Below are 21,484 nucleotides of genomic sequence, written 5' to 3'. Positions count from 1 at the left end.
ACTTCTTTTGTATCAATTACTTTACCATTTTGTAGTAGGTCTACTTTGATCATTTCTGGACGATTTGTTGCGTTTCCATCCTTCCACGTCTTCGTTCCTTCTACTGTTGTTTGCGCTACTTTTGTATTTGTAATGTCATAACCATGAACCTCTGATTTATATCCATCTACTGGTTGTTCTTTTACTTCATACTTGTACGCATTTCCTTCGGCATCATATGCCGCTAAGTCTGTAAACGCATATTTCCATTCGCCCGCTGCGCTCACTTCTTTTGTATCAATTACTTTACCATTTTGTAGTAGGTCTACTTTGATCATTTCTGGACGATTTGTTGCGTTTCCGTCTTTCCATGTCTTTGTTCCTTCTACCGTTGTTTGTCCTACTTTTGTATTCGTAATATCATAACCGCTTATCTCTGATTTGTATCCCGCTACTAGGTGTTCTTTCACTTCATATTGATAAGCTACTCCATTCGCATCGTATGCTTCTAAATCTGCAAATATATATTTCCAACCTATTACTGCTAGTACGTCTTGTGTTTTGATCACATTTCCATTTTGTAGTAAGTCTACTTTGATCATTGTCGGACGATCTGTTGCATTTCCGTCTTTCCACGTTTTTGTTCCTTCTACTGTCATTTTCGCTACTTTTGTATTTGTAATGTTGTAGCCATTTACTTCTGTTTTGTATCCCGCTACCGGTTTTTCTTTCACTGTATACGTATAAGCAACACCATTTGCATCATATTGCGCTAGGTCTACAAATGTATAATTCCAACCGTTCGCTGCTGTTACTTCTTGTGTTTGGATTACATTTCCGTTTTGCAGTAAATCTACTTGGATTGAGCTCGGACGATCTGTTGCATTGTTGTCATTCCATGTTTTCGTTCCTGAAACAGATGTTTTTGCATCTTTTGTATTGGTAATGTCATAACCGTTTACTTCTGCTTTATATCCATCCACCGGTTGTTCTTTTACTTCATACTTATATGCATTTCCTTCGACATCATATGCTGCTAAGTCTTTGAATCCATATTTCCAACCTGTTGCTTCACTTACTTCCTGCGTCGCAACTACTTGACCATTTTGTAGTAAGTCTACTTTGATTGTTGTCGGACGATTTGTTGCGTTTCCGTCCTTCCAAGTTTTTGTTCCTTCTACCGTTGTTTGACCTACTTTTGTATTTGTAATGTCATAACCGTTTATTTCTGATTTGTACCCCGCTACTGGTCGTTCTTTTACTGTATACGTATAGGCACTACCATTCACATCATATGATTCTACATTTGTAAATGAATATTTCCAATCATTTGCCGCTGTTACTTCTTTTGTTTGGATTACATTTCCGTTTTGTAGTAAATCTACTTGGATTGAGCTTGGACGATCTGTTGCATTTCCGTCTTTCCACTTCTTCGTTCCTTCTACTGTCATTTTCGCTACTTTTGTATTTGTGATGTTGTAGCCATTTACTTCTGATTTGTATCCCACTACCGGTTGCTCTTTTACTGTATACGTATAAGCAACACCGTTCATATCGTATTGTGCTAAGTCTGCAAATGTATAATTCCAACTATTTGCTGCTGTTACTTCTTGTGTTTGGATTACATTTCCGTTTTGCAGTAAATCTACTTGGATTGAGCTCGGACGATCTGTTGCATTGTTGTCATTCCATGTTTTCGTCCCTGAAACAGATGTCTTTGCATCTTTTGTATTTGTAATGTTGTAGCCATTCACTTCTGATTTGTATCCCGCTACTGGTTGTTCTTTTATTGTATACGTATAAGCATTACCATCATTATCATATGCAGGTAAATCTGCAAACGTATAATTCCAGTTATTCGCTGCTGTTACGTCTTGTGTTTTGATTGAATTTCCATTTTGCAGTAAATCTATTTTGATTGAGCTTGGACGATCTGTTGCATTGTTGTCATTCCATGTTTTCGTTCCTGAAACAGATGTCATTTTTACTTTATTCGGAATAGCAAGCTTTACACCTTTATCAGCACTTGCATCAATGGTAAAAGGTACTTTTACTTGAGGATCAAAATCCAAATAGTTTGGACCTGCAATCTCCTGTACATAGTAATTACCTGGGTCTAAATTTGGAACCTCGACCATACCTTGTTGATCGGTTGTATACTTACTACCAATTTGCTGACCTGACTCCGTATACAAGTTAAATGAAACATTTGGTATAAGTTTCGTTTCATCACCGGCAATGTGCTTCACAATTCTTAACGTTCCCTTAGGAGGTAAATCGCCTTGCGCACCGCCGCCCTGATCTATATTTTTAACACTAACACTATCTGATTTAGATACTTGCTCTTCACCTGTAACCTTGTAGTCTACGGTATAATTATTATAAAATGCTTCTAATTTCTTTCCACTATCAGTTATATTTGCTTTATATTGAAAAACAAAAGTAAGACCATTGGCTTTATCTTTATTGATAATAGCTTTAAATCCATTATCACCAATAAATGTAACCGTTCCATAACCTTGAGCTTGGAATTCTTGTGGTGTCATTGGAGCGGCAAATCCTCCAATACGGAGACTATCTTGATTAAGCGTTTGCCCTTCTTGTAAAGTATCAACCAAAACAATATCACTATCTACATTTTGTTTTGAAGTATTTGCATTTAAAACCCATTGTACTTCATTTGTGTTTTCTGGTTGAATGCTACCCGTTTTATATGAAAATGGTGAAGATCCGCCACCTCCACCACCAGTCGGGCCGATAATCGTTACCGTTTTCTTTTCTAATTGTGTACCTAAATTCGTTTCAGTTGTTACCGTTTGTCCTTGTGCAACATCAATTGCTTTAACTTGGAAATAAAAATTCCCTCTAATATTTTTAAGTTTCTCAACTGTATCACTAAATGTACATACAACATTAGTTGTCTTTATTTGACAAGTACCAAAATTAATACCTGCATCATTATTTAATGGAATAGTTCCACTATATCCTTTCAATTCTGAAGGTAATGTTAATGTTAATGTATCTCCAGCTTTCATTTGATTCCCAGATTTATCACTAAACTGTACTGCCATTCTTGTCGTTTCTCCGGAGTTAAGCGTCGTCTTATCGATTGTAAAACTATCAACAAATCCTGTTGTATTTAACTCCTGTGCATTTGCTATTATCGATGTGAAACTCTGACCTATAGTAAATATAAAAAGCATTAGAATCGAAAAAATCGAAGTCACTCTCTTGATCATGTCATTCTCCTATCAGTTATAATTAGATGGCTCTAATATGAATATGCAATGACAATGACTTTATAGGCTGATGGTATTCCATTTCTTTTAATCGTTATACACATAAAGCTTGAAAACAAATTTCTATAGATAATTCTCTTGTACTCTACTAAACTTCATTTTTTAAATGTAACATTACTTTCACTAAGTTTAATATTTACAAGTTAAACAATTTTCGATATAATTGTAACTGGCGAAGTTACGTTTTTCATCATTCCTATAAAATCCCGAGATTTTATATCATATCTACCGTCTTATTTTGAGCATACATTTCTGATTAATAATGTTTTTATTTCAACCCTATTAGTTTATTGATATTACTTTTTATTGTTTTTATATTCATAATATCAATATATTAAGTTTTTTAATCTCGTTTTTAAATGATTTATAACATTATTCACCAGAATCTTTTTCCCCCTCCTATAGGCATTCTTTCATGCTCCCATCCGTAATATAGGGCTTTTTAAATGCCAAAGATAGTTTTTGTAGTTTTTGTAATTGATTTTGTAATTAAAGAAACCAAACGTAAATTAATACCCCTCTTGAGATAAGATTCTTATTTTATACTCCCTCCTATATACAACAAAATATTGTCCTTAAGTAATTGTTCTAAACCACTACCTAATTCTTGATTCATTTAGTAAAAATATAAATCACAAATAATTTTGTTTATTCAAATGTCACTTGGAAATCATTTCTCAGATTTTTAATTAGATAGTCTTATAATTTTCAAAAAGATCACCAAAAACGTTTATCAATTTTGGTCTACTTATGCATTTAGAATCTTAATTAAAATCTGCATGAATAATAAACTCCATGGCTAAATCTCGTTATACCGAATCTTCAATGAAATTCTCATTTTGTTGACTAGATTCATAATTATTTGTATGAACTCAAATTTTTCATTGCTAGATTGAAAAAAACATCTCAATTCTCTCTACAAATATTTGTAATAAGTATGTTATTCATTAAGATGTCAGACAAACAACAGAATACTTATCCTCTAATTTTACCGAATAATTACATTCCATTCACCCCGCTATCTATTCATAATGTTCAATATTATATATAAAATAAAACAAAGAAAGAGTAGTAAACATGAATATTATTCATTTGACAATCAGACTGAATCTTCAGTCTTTTTTGCTCGGATGGAGATATTTTCGGCTACTCTTTCTTTGTATTATGAGTTTAGCACTAAATATAAAGTATCACAAGACAAAAAATCACAAAATTCACACAAATTCGACATTTTTTTTCACAGACTAATATTGCCACTAACTAGTAGAGTTCATCATATCTCTCCACCAACTTATAAATTTTATGACGCGCTTAAAACAAAATTGTACATTTTCATCTTGAGTGTTCAATCTTTTTATATTTGGGCCGTTCTTTAACTTGATGTTGATGGAAGGTGGATCCAATTAAACTGATTTCTCTATTTCGTAGCTTTAGGAAAATAACTTCTTGTTGAAAACTCTTCAACATAACCAGAAATACATAGTATCACATCAAGGAATATAAATCTATATTGATTTTTTTTTAATAATTTATATATAATTATAATAAATATAAATTGAAAGTCAATATCAATTAGAAACGAGGATGATAAATATAGGAATGACAAAACATCCATGCTTCGGAATGAATACAGTAATGCCAACTAAATATGACCAGGTTAATTAATTTGAATCATAATTAGATTACATAATCGATTGTGGGTATGGTTAAAGTTATTCTATTTAGTAATACATGAAGACAAATAGAACGATAGAAATGTAATACGCTCTTACTTCCATTTCTCATAGTATTTAAAAATTATTGCTTGCAACCTGAATTTGTATAAAGATTTTCTAACTTGGGTAAGAAGCGTAGTTATTCCTTTTCTCATAAATTAACTGCATAGCTTCCGTATTCCATTTTTCTATTTAATAACTTAAATTGCATAACTATTGAGGGATGCTTCTCTAAATTCTTAATATTTTTGGCGAATTTATAACAGAACCTTTAGTTACAAGCAATATTCTTTAAATACAATATTTTATCATCTAAGGAGGAAACAGTATGAAAGGCTTAAAGTTTGTTTATAAAACTCCCCTTATATTAACAATGAGTGTAGTGTTGATGGGATGTAACACAGCAAAACAAGAGGCTCCGCAAAAACAATCTACGAAGAAAAATACACAGTGGTCATATGAAGGGGCTACTGGTCCAGAGCACTGGGGGGAATTGAACTCAGAATACAAAATGTGTTTAAATGGGCAAGAACAATCTCCAATAGATATCAAAACAGAACAAATAAAATCAACAGTTGATAATAATCCTTTGCAAATAAACTATCAACCAATATCATTTTCTATTAAAAATAATGGGCATAGTATTGAGGGAAAAGCAAATAGTTCTGATGATTATCTCACGCTAGGAGGAAGTCGTTACACATTAAAACAATTCCATTTTCATACACCAAGTGAGCACCAACTTGAAGGAAAACATGCAGATATGGAATTACATCTAGTCCATCAAAATGATCAAGGTCAGTTAGCAGTCGTAGGTATTATGATAAAAGAAGGACAAAAAAACGAAGGTTTTGCAGCTATGTGGCAAAATCTCCCGCACAGAAAAAATATAAAGGCCGATGTGCAACATACCATTGATGTAAAACAGATTCTTCCTTCAGATCATTCATCATTCCATTACATGGGGTCTTTGACCACACCTCCTTGTACTGAAAATGTCCAATGGATTGTGATGAAACAGACATTAGAGATGTCCAAAAAACAAATTAAAGTGTTCCATAAATTATTCCCAACGAATAACCGACCAGTTCAGCCAATTAATGGACGAGAAATATCATAAAAGTCAGTAGTTTGAACCAATCCCTTGATCTACACTACTGATTTTTTATGTTTATCGCGCGAGAATCATAGCGAAGTTTTTAAAACCCAGACAATTTAAATAACGATTGTCTTGCTCAATGAAATTATTAATTTTTTTGCACCAGTATAGAAAAAAGTTGTTGTCCTTTAGGACAGCAACTTTTTCATTATGCTACATCATCTTTTTGTTCCTTAAAAAAGAAAAAGATAACATACTAGATATTTGAACTACCCCTACTTTCACTTCGTTTAGAAGAGGGGGATTCCTAAGTAAAAAGTTCTATCGAACTCTAATTTATTAGGCTATCTCCACAGTCCTTGCGGTTAGAAGCCTTATCGCTTCATTCTTTAGATTGATACTTGCGTTAATATCCCTATCATGGTGTGTAAGGCAAGAAGGGCAGTCCCATTTACGTAGGTTTAGATTTTTAACGTCTTTATTTTGATATCCACAACAAGAACATAATTGGCTTGAAGCAAATGTCTTCGATACGACAATGATTTGTTTGCCGTACCATTTTGCCTTATATTCCAACATGATTCGAAACTGTGACCATGATACCTCACTAATTGCTTTTGCTAACTTATGATTCTTTAACATATTTGATACTTGCAAATCCTCTATACCAATAACATCGTGGTTTTTGATGATTTCAGTCGAGATTTTGTCCAAGTAATCTTTTCTAGCATTCGTCATGTATTCATGAATTCTAGCTACTTTTACTCGTTGTTTATTCCATCGAGAAGATCCTTTCATTCTTCTAGAAAGAATACGCTGTGCTTTTGCCAACTGCTCTTCTAATAATCGAAAAAACTTCGGATTTTTATAGGTTGTTCCATCTGACAAAATGGCGAAATCTTTTAGTCCCACATCCATTCCAATGTAAGAATGTGTTTTCGGAAGTTCTTGCACTTCTGTTTCAACTAACAATGACACAAAGTATTTGCCAGAAGGGTTCCGTCTAACTGTAGCATTTAAAATGCGTCCCTTTACTTCACGACTTTTGGCAAAGCGAACAAGACCTAGTTTTGGCAATTTTATTTTTTCTCCTACAACGGCAATGTTTTCATTTGTTTGTTTTGTGGTATAAGATTGCACGTTGTTTTTCTTAGATTTGAAACGCGGGGCATTGTTTTGTTTTTTGAAAAGGCGTGTATAAGCATCCGCAAGGTTGCGAACAGACGACTGAATCGCAATACTATCCACTTCTTTTAGCCAAACAAACTCTTTCTTCATGGCAGGAAGTTTGGCAGAGCATGTACCATATGTCAAACCTTTTCCTGTTTCTTTGTATGCATTATCCCATAGAGATAGGAAATGATTGAATACAAAACGAGAACAGCCAATCGTTTTATTGATTAGGGTCGCTTGTACTTTATTTGGATAGATACGAAATTTATATGCTTTATTAATCATCATTCGTTTCACCCCCATTTCGATATGTGTCTATCATACAACAAACGTACATTCGATAGGTAGTAAAGCAACAGTTTATGTATTTCGAACAATTAAGATGGCTTCCTGCCATCCCTTGTTCGAAGCCAATTCATCTCCCACCTACTCACTTCGCGTTCCTTGAGGAAGGAGTCTTCTGGCTAAAATGATAAATCATTAGCAAAAATCTTTTTTAAAAATAAAATCCTATAATTATTACATAATAATTATAGGATAAATAAGCAATGAACATTATAATTCATAGTACATGTCTTACTTAAACAAATACCTTAAAATAATAAAATAAATTATATTTTTACAAAAGAAAACAACCTGTATAAAAACAGATTGTTTTCTTATGTAGGGTGAACAAAGAAAGAGTGGAAAAAAATGCACAAACTTCTTCGACACAAGAAGTACATAGGTAGAGAAAACTAAAAATTCTGAAATATCACTAGATAAGGGTTTTTGTTTACTCTTTCTTTGTTGTTATGAATATAACATTAAAATCGACATATATCAACAAAAAGTAACAAAGTTGTTACCTTTTCAGCATTTAATCATAATTCTCCCATTCGGAACATATTTTGTATTTGATATAAAATGCATACTTGCTTATTTTCAGCAATTGCAATATAAACTATTTCATTTATCATTTTCTTCCAGAAGACTCCCCCTCAAAAATATGAAGGTGTGAAACAACACTTTTAGGTGGGAGCTGAATGTAAGTTCGCATAGGCCAACATGTTTGCTAGCATTTACTTGTACAGATTGCTCTTCGAAAAACAAGCTAAAGTAGGAAGCATGATAAGTAGTTAACAAACAGTTGTTTGAATTAATTGCTTAACAAGCGATTCCGTTAGGAATTTATATTGCTATTTTTAGTTTGTGGATTATTTGCACCAGGACCTAAATTAATATATCTCTAATAGAGACACATTAATTTAAGTTATAATATTTTTTGCATAAATAGAAATGTTGTTTTTCATGTATACCTATTAAATGAATACTTTGTATTAAGTTTGGGTTATGAGCGATTGGATCAGGGAAACGTATGTGGCCAGCAATGTCATCTTCGATTTTAGAAAGTATTTTTTCTAAATTCTTCGTTTCATTATCTAGCTCTTGAATTAATCTTTCAAATGAAATTTCACCTTCTATTCCTTTAGGTGGTAGTAAAATAAAAGGTGCTTTCATTGGTTTGTTGTGTTTCTCTTTATATTCAGTATATATGTCCGTACTATGCGTTTTGTAAGGTGATTTTTTTCTTGCAGCAGCAATTGGTCTAAACAGTGGTAAATATAACTTATTTAATTGTCGAAAACGCCTGACCATTAAGTATAAATGATAATATGTTTCTCCAAAAGACCACTTATCTTTATAAGGCCTTTCCCATTCTTTGTTTTTGAAATGCTGTATTTCATTAGCAAATTCTTCTCTTTGTTGATAAATTTTATTAAAGTGGTTAGTCATGTAAATGCTCTGCATAATTCCCCCTATGTATGTTAGTTAAAGTTTCTATAATTTGCGAATAGCACACTAACTTAATATTATAGTTAGTAAAGTTCTTTTCGCTTAACAAACACCAACTATAATTTTCAATAACCCCACGTACATAATGAAATAATTCACCTTCAATTTCTGTGTCATCCTTAATAGAATAATTCCTTACTAACGGTGAATTAATATTGTTTTTAATATCAAATAAACTAATCCCTTTACATTTCACATAACTTTCTTTAAAAGTCCATGCATCTGTAAAAAAATTGATTTGTTCTCTTTGTGATAGAGTTAATAAGTATTTTAGTTCTTCTTTAGTAAAGAAGAATTGAGCTAACTCATGATTGCACCGCTTATATTCCTCAATATCAGCCCCTACGGCAGCATTATCACTGTAAGTACACATAACCCATTCATTACAATTTGAAATATTAAAAAAGCCTTTCGATAATAGAGGTTTTCCTCGCATATTATAGGTTATACTTAACGGATATTTCATTCGTTGTTTTGTGAACAGTACATACTGTATAAGTAGATCGCTGTACATAATATGAAGCTTTCTTTTAGGATGTGTAGTTCTTTTTAATCTCTGTATAGCTCGTTTGGTAAGAATTCTTTTTGATATAAGATTACTTTGGTTTTTATTTATCTTACAAAAGAAAATATCCATAATTAATCCTGAAATTTTGATAATAAAATTGAGGCATTATGTCCACCAAACGCAAATGAATTATTTAGGATCTTACCACCATTATAATTAGATACTTCTTCTAAAAGAAGGTTAACTTCTATATCCTCTCCCACACTATCCCTTGATACATTAATAGTGGGAATTAATTTTCCTTTTTTAATCATCATACAGCATAATGCTGTTTCAATTGCTCCAGCTGCTCCTAAAGCATGCCCATGTATAGATTTAGTTGAGGATACTAAAGGATTTTGATTAAATAGCTTCTTTACAGCCTTTGATTCAGTTAAGTCATTTAGTTTGGTAGATGTACCATGCGCATTTATGTACTCTATCTCATTGGAACTGCATTTAGCATCATTTAATGCATTTTCCATACATCTTGTAACACCATTGAAGTCAGGCGCCAATAATGAAGTAGCATCTGATGAGCTTCCATAACCTTCTATTTCACAATAGATATGAGCCCCACGCTCCTTTGCATGATTAAGTTCTTCAAGAATAAGAAAGGCCGCCCCTTCACTCATTACAAATCCAGATCTATCTTTTGAAAAAGGGACACTAGCTTTATCTAAAGTTTTAGAGTTTGTCAAGGTTCTTAACTTTCTGAAAGCTTCTATAACTTGTGGAATAACACATGCTTCTGCTCCACCTGCTAATATTACTTTTTTGCTACCATTTTGAACTTTTTTAAATGCTTCTCCTATCGCTACTGTTCCTGAAGCACAGGCGATTGAGTAAGCAAGAGATTCACCTTTTAAACCTAAATCAATACTAATATTTGCTGCTATCATATTAATTAGATTTCTAGGTATTACAAGCATTGTCATTTGATCTACACCTTTTACAGCTGCAGTTCCAAACTCATCTGCGAGGGCACGAATGCCCCCAACAGAACTTCCAACAAACACAGAAATGTTTTCATTATTTTCATCATTAATTAATAAATCTGCATCTTTAACAGCTTCTCTTGAAGCAATTACAGCCATTTGAGTACAACGATCCATATACCGCTTATCCTTTGTAGTAAGTGGTTCATTAAAAATGTCATCTACTTCTCCAACAAATTTTGTATTTTCATATTTGGAAGGAATAATACCATTTTCAAGGTTAACAATACTTTCCCAGGAACTTTCTCTAGTAATACCATTTGGTGAAACAATACCTATTCCTGTTACCACGACTCTATTCATAAACTCGTTTACCTCCATTTTCATTTCAAATGTATTTCATTTTTGACCTTATTCTTATTAAGAAGAAGGTAAATACGGCAATAATCATTCCGTTACTTGCAAATATAATGTTTCGATTATCAGTAACTCTAACAAAGTTGACAAAGTCAAACATAATCTGATCCAAAAATACTCTTACACCTATTCTTGATAGAAGGTATGATCCAATAATAGTTAAGACCAAAATAGGAAAACTAAAAGCAAAATGCATTCTCATTAGTTCTTTTAATGAATAACCTTCTAATTTTAATGTCTTAATTGATTTGATACTATTTTGATAACTAAACTCAAGAAGTGAGTAAAGTAATGCAACTTGTAGAACTATTGCAAGTCCTAAAATAAGTGTGATCTGTTTGTTTATAACATCTAAGATATTTTTTCCGGAAGTTATTATCTCGTCCCTAGTCAGTGTAGCTTCTATCCCACTATTGTTAGCATTATCATATGGTTTTGATAGAGCTACTGCAGGTACTGAATATGTTTTATGGTTAAAAATCTCTTCGTTATCAGAAACTAAATATATATTACTCACTGTAGTAACATTGTTGACTTTATTAATTTTAAATGAGTAATCTTTTTGATTAGTTACATCTTTTAGTAGTAATTTATCTCCTACCTTTTTTCCATATTTATCAGAGAATGCTTGAGTAATTATTACATCTCCATCTTCCAATTTGAGATTATAATTATAGAACTTAGAATCAGAACCCATTACATAAACATTTTGTGTAATACCTCCTTCATCATATAAGTTATATAGTTTAAACTCTTCACCTTTGATATCGTGTTGATTAGGTGGATTTAAGAACAAGATTTCTTCAAAAATATTCTCTGATGCTAAGTCATCGACATATTTAGTTACAGAGTCTTTCAATAAAAACGAAAAATTAATTAGTAAACCTACAAAGAAAATCAATACTATAAACAAAGCCATTTCCTTTTTATTTCTATTTATCCGCTTTAAACGATACCGGTAAGTAAAAGGAATGAAATTCATAATTTTGTTGCTTCTTTTTCTTATAGCTTTAATTTTATTTTTCTTCTTTTTATATTTTATATAAAACTGATAAACTAACAAAAAGTTAATCAATAAAACAATAGCCAAAGAGAAAACCAAACATTCTGTCAATAATTTATAATCAATTTGCAAAATGGGATAATTATATATTTGGCTATTCATTTGCATAATGATTTCAATCAAAAATATACCGATTGTACCACCAATTAACCATGCAATTAAGATTGTTAAACTTGTTTCAGTTATATAATGTTTAAAAAGGATCCATTTGTTAAAGCCTAACTTATTAAATGTTGCTAGGTTATTTGATTCTTTCTTGGATACTTCAAAATGGTAAACACTTAAAAGAACCCCCACTATTAGATATAGTAAGCATGTTAAAAGCAACGCAAGATCCCTTGGCGCTTTTGCATCACCTATTACTTGTTGTATCCTCGTGTTGTTTTGAGAATCATTTATATAAACTGGTTTAACGATTTTCGAAACCTCTTGAACATCTAGATTGCTAGTATAAGCATAATATGAAGAGAATTCATTACCGAATAGCCTTTGAAACGTTTCTTCGTTTACAAATGCTATACCAAAAACTTCAGAATTAGCTTGCAACACTAGATTACTATTTTTGGTTGTAATATAATCAGGTGATATTGCAGTTCCAACTATTTTTAATTTTTCTCCATTAAAGGTCAATTCATCATTGAGCGCTAATTTATTTGCTTTTAAATAGTTATTGTCAATTAAAATCTCTTTATTGTTTTGAATATCACGACCACTGGTCACTTGATATTTATTAATTTTTTTTCTTGACTGGAATATTCGGACGGTACTGCCATCTTCTCTCACTTCTCCATTTTTAATTTGTTCGAAGGAAATATCCTTAAATTTCTCGTCTATATCGTCATTAGTTATAAATATACCGTCCTCTACGTTATATTCGCTGTTGAATTTTTCAACCGATTGTAGAACGCTACTAGTGCCAACAAAAAAGCTTATAAAGATACCAGTTGTTGCAAAAGTAACAAGAAATATAACTAGAAGCTTTAATTTATAAGTGTTTAATCTCCTTATTGTACGTTTTCTAAATTTCCCCTTAACATATTGATTTACCATTGTAAATTCTCCGCTAATTCAATATCTTCATTTACTACATCACTAACCTTTTTCCCGTCACGAATAGTGATTGTGCGATTAGAAATTTTTATAATTTGTTCATTATGGGTTATAAGAACAATTGTAGTTTGATGACTTTTTTGTAGCTTTTGCAACACTGTTAGAACCTCCTTAGATGAATTACCATCAAGCGCTCCGGTAGGTTCATCACAAAACAGTATTTTTGCTTTTTTCACTAAAGCTCTTAATATGGCAGCTTTTTGCTGTTGACCTCCTGAACATTGATTAGGGAATAAATTAATTGCTTTACGAATATCCCACTCATCGATAAGATTTTCAATTTCTTCAGTGACATCATGTTCTAAATAGATATTCTCATGTAAAGTTAGATCATCAATTAAGTTATATTCTTGAAAAACAAAAGCAATATCATTTTTTCTAAAAATATTTACTTCTTTTTTAGTGAGATTTCCTATACTTCTTTTGTTTACCTGAATATCGCCTGAAGTAACACTTTCTAGCCCAGATAAGCATTTGAGAAGCGTAGTTTTACCCGATCCTGATGTCCCAATAATTGTACATAGTTCACCCTTATTTATACCTAAATCAATTCCTCTTAACACTTTTAATTCATTTTGCTTATTTGCATTAAAGACTTTTATAACATTAGTAGCTTTAATCATTTGTACCTCCACTTTTATGTTTAATTGTAATAAAATATGAATAATATGTATCATCTGCTGGTGCAATTTCACTCACTTCAAATCCACATGTATCTAATAGAGGAAGGAACAGATTCCACTGCTCCGCTTGAGCAAAATCAATGAGCATATTATTTAATACAACCTCAGCTTGGAGAATACTATTACAAATATCATATTTAAAGCGAGATATAAGATTCCAATCCTTATTATGCTTAGCAATTAGTTCTTGATAAACCTCAAAATCCGGATAATACTGACAAATTATTATAGAACCATCCCTATGCAAAATTTCTTTTAGTTTCTTGAAAAGCTTTTCTTTTTCGTCTTGAGTAAGATAAAATAGCATATAGCTCATATTAATCATTTCAAATTTGCAATCAAAAGAAAGATCTATAATGTCTTCGTTATGTATAACAACATTTGACTTATCTTTATATTTAATTTGTAGTTTCTCAAATACTTTTTTTTGTCTTTCTACACCAACAATTTGTTTATCGTCAGACCTCAAATGAACATCGATAAAATTTCCATTTCCGCAACCAATGTCTAGAAGTGACTTGAATTGCTTTTGAGAAATAAAAGCTGCATAGTTTTCTTTTGTGTAAATATTAAACGCTAATTCTCCAAGATCTGTATAGAAATCTTCTGAAAACCTAGGAGCTATTTGTTTAAAAAAGTTCAATTCATTAATTTCTTGTAAATAGGTAAGAACCTCTTTAATATATACAAAATCTAGTTTCTCCATTATTTTCCCTAATGTTGTATTATGTTCTGTATTAATTACACACTCAATGAACTTGTAATCACTTTGTATTTTACTTACAGTCTTACAATAATCTTTATCTTCAAATTCAACTAAGCTGTTTCTATCCTTTACTGCTAAAAGGTATTGTTGATTTAATGTGTATACATTCTCTTTTTGTGAAATCATCCCTAACTGGATACCTAAATCCATAAATGAATAAAATATATTATGATGCATATTTCCTATTGTCATTTCTTGAACATTATCAAAATTTTGATATATCTTCCTTAATACAATAAATCTTATATAGTTTTTAACTTTTGAAAACAAAAGTAATTGGAACAAAGGAGTATCTCTTATCCCTACAATCTTAGATAATTGAACTAAACTGTTTATACGAATGGACTTCTCTGGTAACTTATAACCTTTGTTTGGAGAATATGATTGATATTTGCTCATTAACAAACTGTATTGCATTTAGTGACCTCCTCTTCTCTTAAAATTAAGTGATAGGAAGCAAAAGGCTCCCTATCTATATAAATTTCCACGTAATTTATAAAGGTATTAACACGGACTCATTGTACGTGGATAAACTTTGAATGTTTTCTTTAATTACTTTTAAAGTCATATCCAGGTCTTCTCTTGAATGAGCAGCTGAAATAAAGAATCTTATTCTAGCTTCACTCTCTTTTACTGCAGGATAAATTATTGGCATCGCATTTATTCCATTTTTAAATAATATTTCCGAGAATTTAAGAGCATCATCAGAGTTTCCAATGATTAGAGGTACTACTGGAGTGTCATAGCTTTTACCTGTATCAACTCCTAGTTTCTTTAATTCATTTAAGAAATAAGTATGGTTTTCTTTTAATCTTACAAATAAATTTTCTTCCTTTTCACAGATTGTTAACGACCCCAATGCCGCAGCTGCATTAGCTGGTGTCATTCCTACACTGAAAATAAATCCAGGTGAATTGAATCTTAAATATTTAATAAAGGATTTGCTACCAGCAATATATCCCCCACAACTATTAAGGGACTTACTTAATGTTCCCATTAGAATATCTACTGATTTAGGATTAACATCATAATAACTTGTAACACCTCTACCATTCCTACCAATAGTACCAATTGAATGCGCCTCATCCACCATGAGAATAGCATTATACTTTTCTTTTATTCTAATTAGTTCTGGTAATTTACAGATATCTCCATCCATACTGTAAACACCTTCTACCACAATTAAAACCCTACGGAATTTCGATCTTAGCTTTTTCAGCTCATCTTCTAGATGATCCATATCATTATGTTTAAACGGTTTTCGCTTGGCATTAGAAAGAATTGCACCTTGTATAATACTATTATGAGCCAATGCATCATGTAGAATTAAGTCCTCTTGATTGACAATATTCCCTATAGTATTAACGTTAGTACTATGTCCTCCAACCTGAATTAGAGCATCTTCTACACCTAAAAATTCAGCAATTTTACTTTCAAGATTTTGATGGATTTCAATTTCTCCACTAAGTAACCTACTACCAGAAACACTCGTTCCATAACGATTTATCGCTTCAATGACGCCCTGGTTAATTATTTTTGAACCATTAATACCGAGGTAGTTGTAAGTGGAATAATTTATCTTCTCTTCTCCACCTATAATAATTCTATTTGATGCTATTCCATGGTTTTTTCTGAAATAAGGAATGTATTCTCTGCTTTTAAGATATTTATGAAACTCTTTAACTTCAGTGAAATCATCCAGTAATGAAGCTGTCTCTTGTTTCACCTCCATCCCTATTTCTTTATATACTAAAAATAAAATGTCATCTACGGTTGTATCCTCTTGTTGAAAAACTTCTTCCAAGTCTACTTCTTTCATCTCAGGAAAGTCATGTACTACTAATCTATGAAAATCCATAATCATCATTGAATCAAGGCCAAGATTATTAACTAACGAATCAGTTACAGCAATATCACTTTGATCATAACCTGTTATTTCAGCCAAATGGCTAATGATTTTATCGTATACTTTATTCATGGTAAGCCTCCATTATTCTTTTATGTTATAGCAAAATGATTTATTAAGAAGTTAGCAGCATTTACTGGACCATCAATATCTTCTAAAAGCTCCTGCATTTTTTCTGCTCTATCATGCATCTCTTTATTTGTTAAAGAAAATTGTATTAGTTCACCCAGCTTTTTAGTTGTTATATCTTTTCTTTTAAGAGCTAATGCATTACCAAATAGAACGCATTCATTTATATTGACCTTTTGTTCTGCTTGCAGTCCAAGCCCAAGAAATGGTTTTCCAGACAAACAAGCTGTTTGAACTGTCCCTTCCCCGCCATGAATAATAGATAAATCTATTATGTTTCCCAATTTATGGGCAGGTAGCAAATTACAAAGAATTATATTCTTATTACTAGAAAAAACATTACCACTAGACGCAAGTATTTTCTTCATAGGACATATAACTATTACAGGTAGCTTCTTTAAAACATGTAAGATTTTCATGACAATTTCTTTACTTCCAGAGCTTCCCATTGCAAAGTAAATAACTGGTTGATTAGTGGGAAGACTATCTAAAAATGAAGGTATGGGCGTATCCAGTTTTGCATAAACCGGGCCAATATATTTATAGTTAGCAGGAAGATCGTCCACACCACTAATTTCAGGAATGGTTGTAATTAAATTATAATCGGCATCTAGTGCATCTATGGTGTATTTTGGAAGTTCTATTCCTTCTTCTTTTGCCAATTTAGAGAAAGATTTTGGTTTATAAGTAATACCTAAAGCAACCTTTTTATAGAGATTCATAGCAAATTTTTCAGGTAAGAAAAGCTTATTAATTATAGAAGGTAATTCTAGGTGTCCTTTTAATAAAAAAGTTCTTGTATATGCTAGTGGTTTAATATATACAAGTGGTGTTTGACAAGCTCTCGCTGAAATAAACATACTTAATGTAGTTCCGATAACAACAACTGCCGGGCAGTAAGTATTTATAATTCTTTTCTCATTCTCAATTCTTTTTTTGAGATGTTTGTATGTAAAGGGATGTTTTATGCCCTTCATCTGATCGACTTTCATGAGCTGAGTGATATCTTCTTCACTTAAAATTGGTTCAAGGTGGATAAATTTAAAATTAGCTTTTTCAATAAGATAAGCATATTTTCTAGAGTAGCCTATAAATATGCAATGAAAGTATTCGGAACATTTCTTTGCTACTTCTATTGATCTGGTAGTTTCGGCCAAGTTAAAAGTTTCTGGTGCAAAAATAATATTTTTTTTAATTATTCTCATCCCCTTAATCACATTAACTACATATATATATTAATGTATAAGAAATACAGTCGATATATAAGTTTTTACTTTTATTCTATTTTCATCTAGATAATCGTTAGTATGTTTTTTTCAGGCACATAGGTACCATAGCTTTAACTCTTATTTTTGGTTTTATTTGTTTGTATCTTTCTTTCGAACTGTATTTACTACACTTCTACAAGCAAAATTAGCGGATTATCTAATATTTCATAAAAGCAAAACTAGTGATGATAACAGCAGCCACAATGCCTAAAAGGATACCTAGAACCATCTTTTGTTTAAAAAATTGCTTTACTATATATCTTTTAAATTATTGATCCTAGCATTTGTTTAACAAACAGATAGTTAGATAACAAACAATGTGTAGTTGATAATAAATTCATGTTGTTTATAATGGAATTATATCGCTTTTTCCATAAAATTCAATTTATATTTAAGGCATAAATGTAAGATAAAAAACAAAAGGATGAAATCTGTTGTCTATAATGACAATAACGAACGGGGAGATATAAAATGTTGAAAAAAGCGGATTTGCGGATTATACGAACCAAAAAATTTATATATGATGCTTTTATCAAACTGATAGCGGAAAAGGGATACGATGCTATTACCATACAAGACATCGCAGATGAGGCACTCATCAATCGGGCAACATTTTACTCGCATTACAGGGATAAACAAGATTTGTTAACAAAGCTTAGCGAGGGTGTACTAGAAGAGTTGACAAGTAAGATGGTCCTATATACCCATGTGCAGGGACATCAAATAGATTTTTCGAAACTCGAGGAAGTTTTGCAGTCAATATTTGAGTGTATGGTAAAACATGCAGACTTTTATAAAACCATGTTTGGGCCCCATGGCATTCATGATTTTAATCTACAAATGCAGCAGACTATTATGGATAACCTTGAACGAAATTACATCGAGCTTAAAATTGGGGAACATGAATCAGATATTCCAAAGGATATGGTATTACGTTTCTTCACTTCCTGTGTTGTTGGGATGGCAATTTGGTGGCTTCAAAATGACATGAAATATTCACCGAAATATACTGCACAACAATTAGTGAAGCTTATGACTAAAGGACCCTTTGGTGCGGTAGGTTTTACTTTTTTTAATGAGCACTAGAAAGAGCAACTGTACCGAACATTGCAAAGAGTTCTGGTGTAAAGATAGAATAGCAGATAATAAAGCGCATAGATTTCTAACGGAATCGTATCTTATGCTGTAAGTCCAAACAATTGATGGATAATTCTTTCTCGTTTTGGACGGATTGGTCCCGTAAATCGACCTGTTCTTTTTTAATCATATGTATGGCTTCTACTCCAAAAAGAATAGATGTAACTGTGTCAAAACATCGGAATCCTAGCATAGATCGAATTCGCTTCTTTATAAAGCAATGATCTTGTTCTACTATGTTATTTAGGTACTTTTGTTGTCTAAGTCGCATACCACCAGGTATGCTTTTTTTCTTTTTTCAATTGTTCAATTGCTATAAGATAAGCTGGATTTTTATCGACTGTTATAACACGAGGTTTTGAAACATGAAAAGACTGCAAGACCTTCTTGAAAAAGCGTTTTGCAACCTTCAGGTCTCGTGTTTTGCTCAGGTAAAATCGATTGTATTTCCTTTCGAATCAACAGCACGATACAGGTACATCCATTGAACTTTTATTTTCATAAATGTTTCATCTTCCCTTCAGGAGTCACTTGTTTGTTTAAGGTGACGTCAGATTCATTTGTCAAATTCAGGACCGTACTGATGAACCCAACGCATAATCGTTGTATGAGAAATGGATAAGCCCCGTTCCTCCATCATTTCAACTACATCACGAAAACTGAGGTTGTACCGTAGATACCATCTTACCGTTAACAAAACAATTAGGCTGATAATACTTCCATTTGAATACATTTTCCTTTTCTATACCCATCACGCATCCTCTTTAGATTAGTAGTATCAGTATATCCAAGGTTTGTAGATTTATTGTAATTGTCCTAAAGCTTTTGCACCAGTGCCCTTTTTCTCCATGCAAGTAAGGAAAGAATTCATAGTTTTTTGACATGTCGCAAGTCAAACCAACTAAATCCAATATTCTTCTCGATACTTTTATGATATTAAGAGAGGGATTTGCATTAAAGAATGTTTTATGCTAATTATAAATAATTGTAATTTTAAAACTTTGGTACATATAAATTATATTAAAGTAGGTATATATCAAAGGATTAAATTGTTTATTTCACCAAGTAAAGTAATATTTTATCGGAATATTCTTACCTTTCTTGAAGTTGGATGGTTTATAATGCAAATTAGGTGCTGCAGCGACCTAGATCTTTATAAAGATGGAGGTTATATAAATGTCTTCGAAAAATGAACTAAATTTTAAGCTATTATTCGAATCACAGTTATCTTCTCCTGTATTTAAACAGGACGCATATGATATCTATAAAGAATTGCGCGAATGTCACCCTGTTTATCCTTTATCTTCAGGAGAAAATAGTCAAAGTTGGTTGATTACAAGATATGAGGACGCAATTTCTTTATTGAAAGATGCTAAACTGATGAAAAATATTGAAAACGTATTCAATAACGAAGAAGACGTGGACGTCCCTATTTCCTTAGAGAATAGGGACCTTTTAAGAAATCATATGCTCAACTCAGATCCCCCTGATCACAATCGTCTACGATCACTTGCTCAAAAGGCATTTACTCCTAAAATGATTATACAACTTGAAGACCAAATTCAATATATTGCTGATACTTTATTAAATAAAATAGAACATAATAATTCTATAAACCTTGTAAGTGATTATGCTTTCCCTTTACCTATTATGGTAATTAGTGAAATGTTGGGTGTTCCGCTTGAAGATCAGCACAAATTTAGAGTTTGGTCACAGGCAATTATTAGTACCCCACATACGTTAGAAGACATGCAGAAAAACAATCAAAAATTAGGAGAATTTGCTGAATATATACAGCATTTAGTTAGTAAAAAGAGAGAACAACCTGCTGACGATTTAATTAGTGCACTAATAAAGGCTGAAAGTGAAGGAACGAAATTAAATGCATCTGAATTATATTCGACAATTACGTTACTTATTGTTGCTGGACATGAAACAACAGTAAATTTAATTACAAATATGACCTTGGCCTTGCTGGAGCACCCAGCTCAGTTACAAAAACTTCGTCAAAATCCCGATTTAATTGATTCAGCAATTGAAGAGGCATTACGGTTTTATAGCCCTGTTGAACTAACGACTTTACGTTGGACAGCAGAACCATTTACAATGCATGGACAAGATATTCAATCAAAAGATAGAATTATTATATCCGTAGCATCTTCTAATCGTGATGAAAAGATCTTTCCAGACGCTGATGTATTTGATATTACAAGAAAAAACAATCGTCATATTGCATTTGGTCATGGAAGTCATTTTTGTCTTGGTGCACCACTCGCTCGTTTAGAAGCAAAAATTGCAATTTCTACACTGTTACACCGTTTTCCAGATATACAGATACAAGGTGAAAGAGAGCAAATAAAATGGAAAGAAAACTACCTAATGAGATCATTAGAAGAATTGCCTCTAAAGTTTTAAATCC

The 21,484-nt window shown here is 32.0% G+C and carries 13 protein-coding genes and 1 pseudogene; 3 read left to right on the top strand and 11 right to left on the bottom strand.

The window, feature by feature from the left end; genetic code table 11:
* The coding region (locus JDS81_RS26560; RefSeq protein WP_199688641.1) for a Cna B-type domain-containing protein at positions 1-3,218 on the bottom strand (3,218 nt) is incomplete at its 3' end.
* A 2,103-nt stretch (positions 3,219-5,321) separates the two neighbouring features.
* Between JDS81_RS26560 and JDS81_RS26555 the strand changes: the two genes are divergently transcribed.
* Positions 5,322-6,113 carry a carbonic anhydrase gene (locus tag JDS81_RS26555; protein ID WP_199688640.1) on the top strand — a complete coding sequence of 264 codons (792 nt, stop codon included), beginning with the start codon at positions 5,322-5,324 and terminating at the stop codon, positions 6,111-6,113.
* Between the two features lie 318 nt (positions 6,114-6,431).
* On the opposite strand, the gene tnpB is transcribed toward JDS81_RS26555, so the two are convergent.
* From tnpB to JDS81_RS26510, 9 genes are all read right to left on the bottom strand, one after another.
* A complete protein-coding gene (gene tnpB, locus JDS81_RS26550; RefSeq protein ID WP_199688643.1) occupies positions 6,432-7,553 on the bottom strand; it encodes an IS200/IS605 family element RNA-guided endonuclease TnpB in 1,122 nt (373 codons plus the stop codon).
* Positions 7,554-8,507: 954 nt separating this feature from the next.
* Positions 8,508-9,056, bottom strand: coding sequence for a DinB family protein (locus tag JDS81_RS26545; RefSeq protein WP_242481405.1), 549 nt, complete (start codon positions 9,054-9,056; stop codon positions 8,508-8,510).
* The gene (locus JDS81_RS26540; protein ID WP_199688639.1) at positions 9,034-9,738 is read right to left on the bottom strand and encodes a 4'-phosphopantetheinyl transferase family protein; all 705 of its coding nucleotides are present in this window, start codon (positions 9,736-9,738) and stop codon (positions 9,034-9,036) included. The genes JDS81_RS26545 and JDS81_RS26540 overlap by 23 nt, the downstream gene beginning before the upstream one ends.
* A 2-nt stretch (positions 9,739-9,740) precedes the next feature.
* A complete protein-coding gene (locus JDS81_RS26535; RefSeq protein ID WP_199688638.1) occupies positions 9,741-10,949 on the bottom strand; it encodes a beta-ketoacyl-[acyl-carrier-protein] synthase family protein in 1,209 nt (402 codons plus the stop codon).
* Between the two features lie 25 nt (positions 10,950-10,974).
* A complete protein-coding gene (locus tag JDS81_RS26530) occupies positions 10,975-13,116 on the bottom strand; it encodes an ABC transporter permease (RefSeq protein ID WP_097954830.1) in 2,142 nt (713 codons plus the stop codon).
* Complete coding sequence (locus tag JDS81_RS26525; protein ID WP_097954829.1) at positions 13,110-13,799, bottom strand: ABC transporter ATP-binding protein; 690 nt, start codon at positions 13,797-13,799, stop codon at positions 13,110-13,112. The genes JDS81_RS26530 and JDS81_RS26525 overlap by 7 nt, the downstream gene beginning before the upstream one ends.
* Positions 13,792-15,042 carry a methyltransferase domain-containing protein gene (locus JDS81_RS26520; RefSeq protein ID WP_098158545.1) on the bottom strand — a complete coding sequence of 417 codons (1,251 nt, stop codon included), beginning with the start codon at positions 15,040-15,042 and terminating at the stop codon, positions 13,792-13,794. Before JDS81_RS26520 ends, JDS81_RS26525 begins: the two co-directional genes overlap by 8 nt.
* Positions 15,043-15,118: 76 nt before the next feature.
* Positions 15,119-16,603, bottom strand: a complete 1,485-nt coding sequence (locus JDS81_RS26515) for an aminotransferase class I/II-fold pyridoxal phosphate-dependent enzyme (protein ID WP_097954827.1) — start codon at positions 16,601-16,603, stop codon at positions 15,119-15,121.
* A gap of 20 nt (positions 16,604-16,623) precedes the next feature.
* Entirely contained in the window at positions 16,624-17,865 is a 1,242-nt protein-coding gene (locus tag JDS81_RS26510) for a glycosyltransferase (RefSeq protein ID WP_199688637.1), read from the bottom strand.
* A 534-nt stretch (positions 17,866-18,399) separates the two neighbouring features.
* On the opposite strand from JDS81_RS26510, the gene JDS81_RS26505 reads away from it, so the two are divergent.
* Positions 18,400-19,014, top strand: a complete 615-nt coding sequence (locus tag JDS81_RS26505) for a TetR/AcrR family transcriptional regulator (protein ID WP_097954825.1) — start codon at positions 18,400-18,402, stop codon at positions 19,012-19,014.
* Between the two features lie 92 nt (positions 19,015-19,106).
* Here JDS81_RS26505 and JDS81_RS26500 read toward each other — a convergent pair.
* Positions 19,107-19,811 (bottom strand): annotated as a pseudogene (locus JDS81_RS26500) (IS6 family transposase).
* Positions 19,812-20,241: 430 nt separating this feature from the next.
* Here JDS81_RS26500 and JDS81_RS26495 point away from each other — a divergent pair.
* Complete coding sequence (locus JDS81_RS26495; protein WP_097954823.1) at positions 20,242-21,480, top strand: cytochrome P450 family protein; 1,239 nt, start codon at positions 20,242-20,244, stop codon at positions 21,478-21,480.
* Positions 21,481-21,484 lie beyond the last annotated feature (4 nt).

The sequence above is a fragment of the Bacillus cereus group sp. N31 genome, assembly GCF_016483245.1.
Classification (GTDB): domain Bacteria; phylum Bacillota; class Bacilli; order Bacillales; family Bacillaceae_G; genus Bacillus_A; species Bacillus_A toyonensis.
This window is presented reverse-complemented; position numbering and strand designations above follow the sequence as displayed.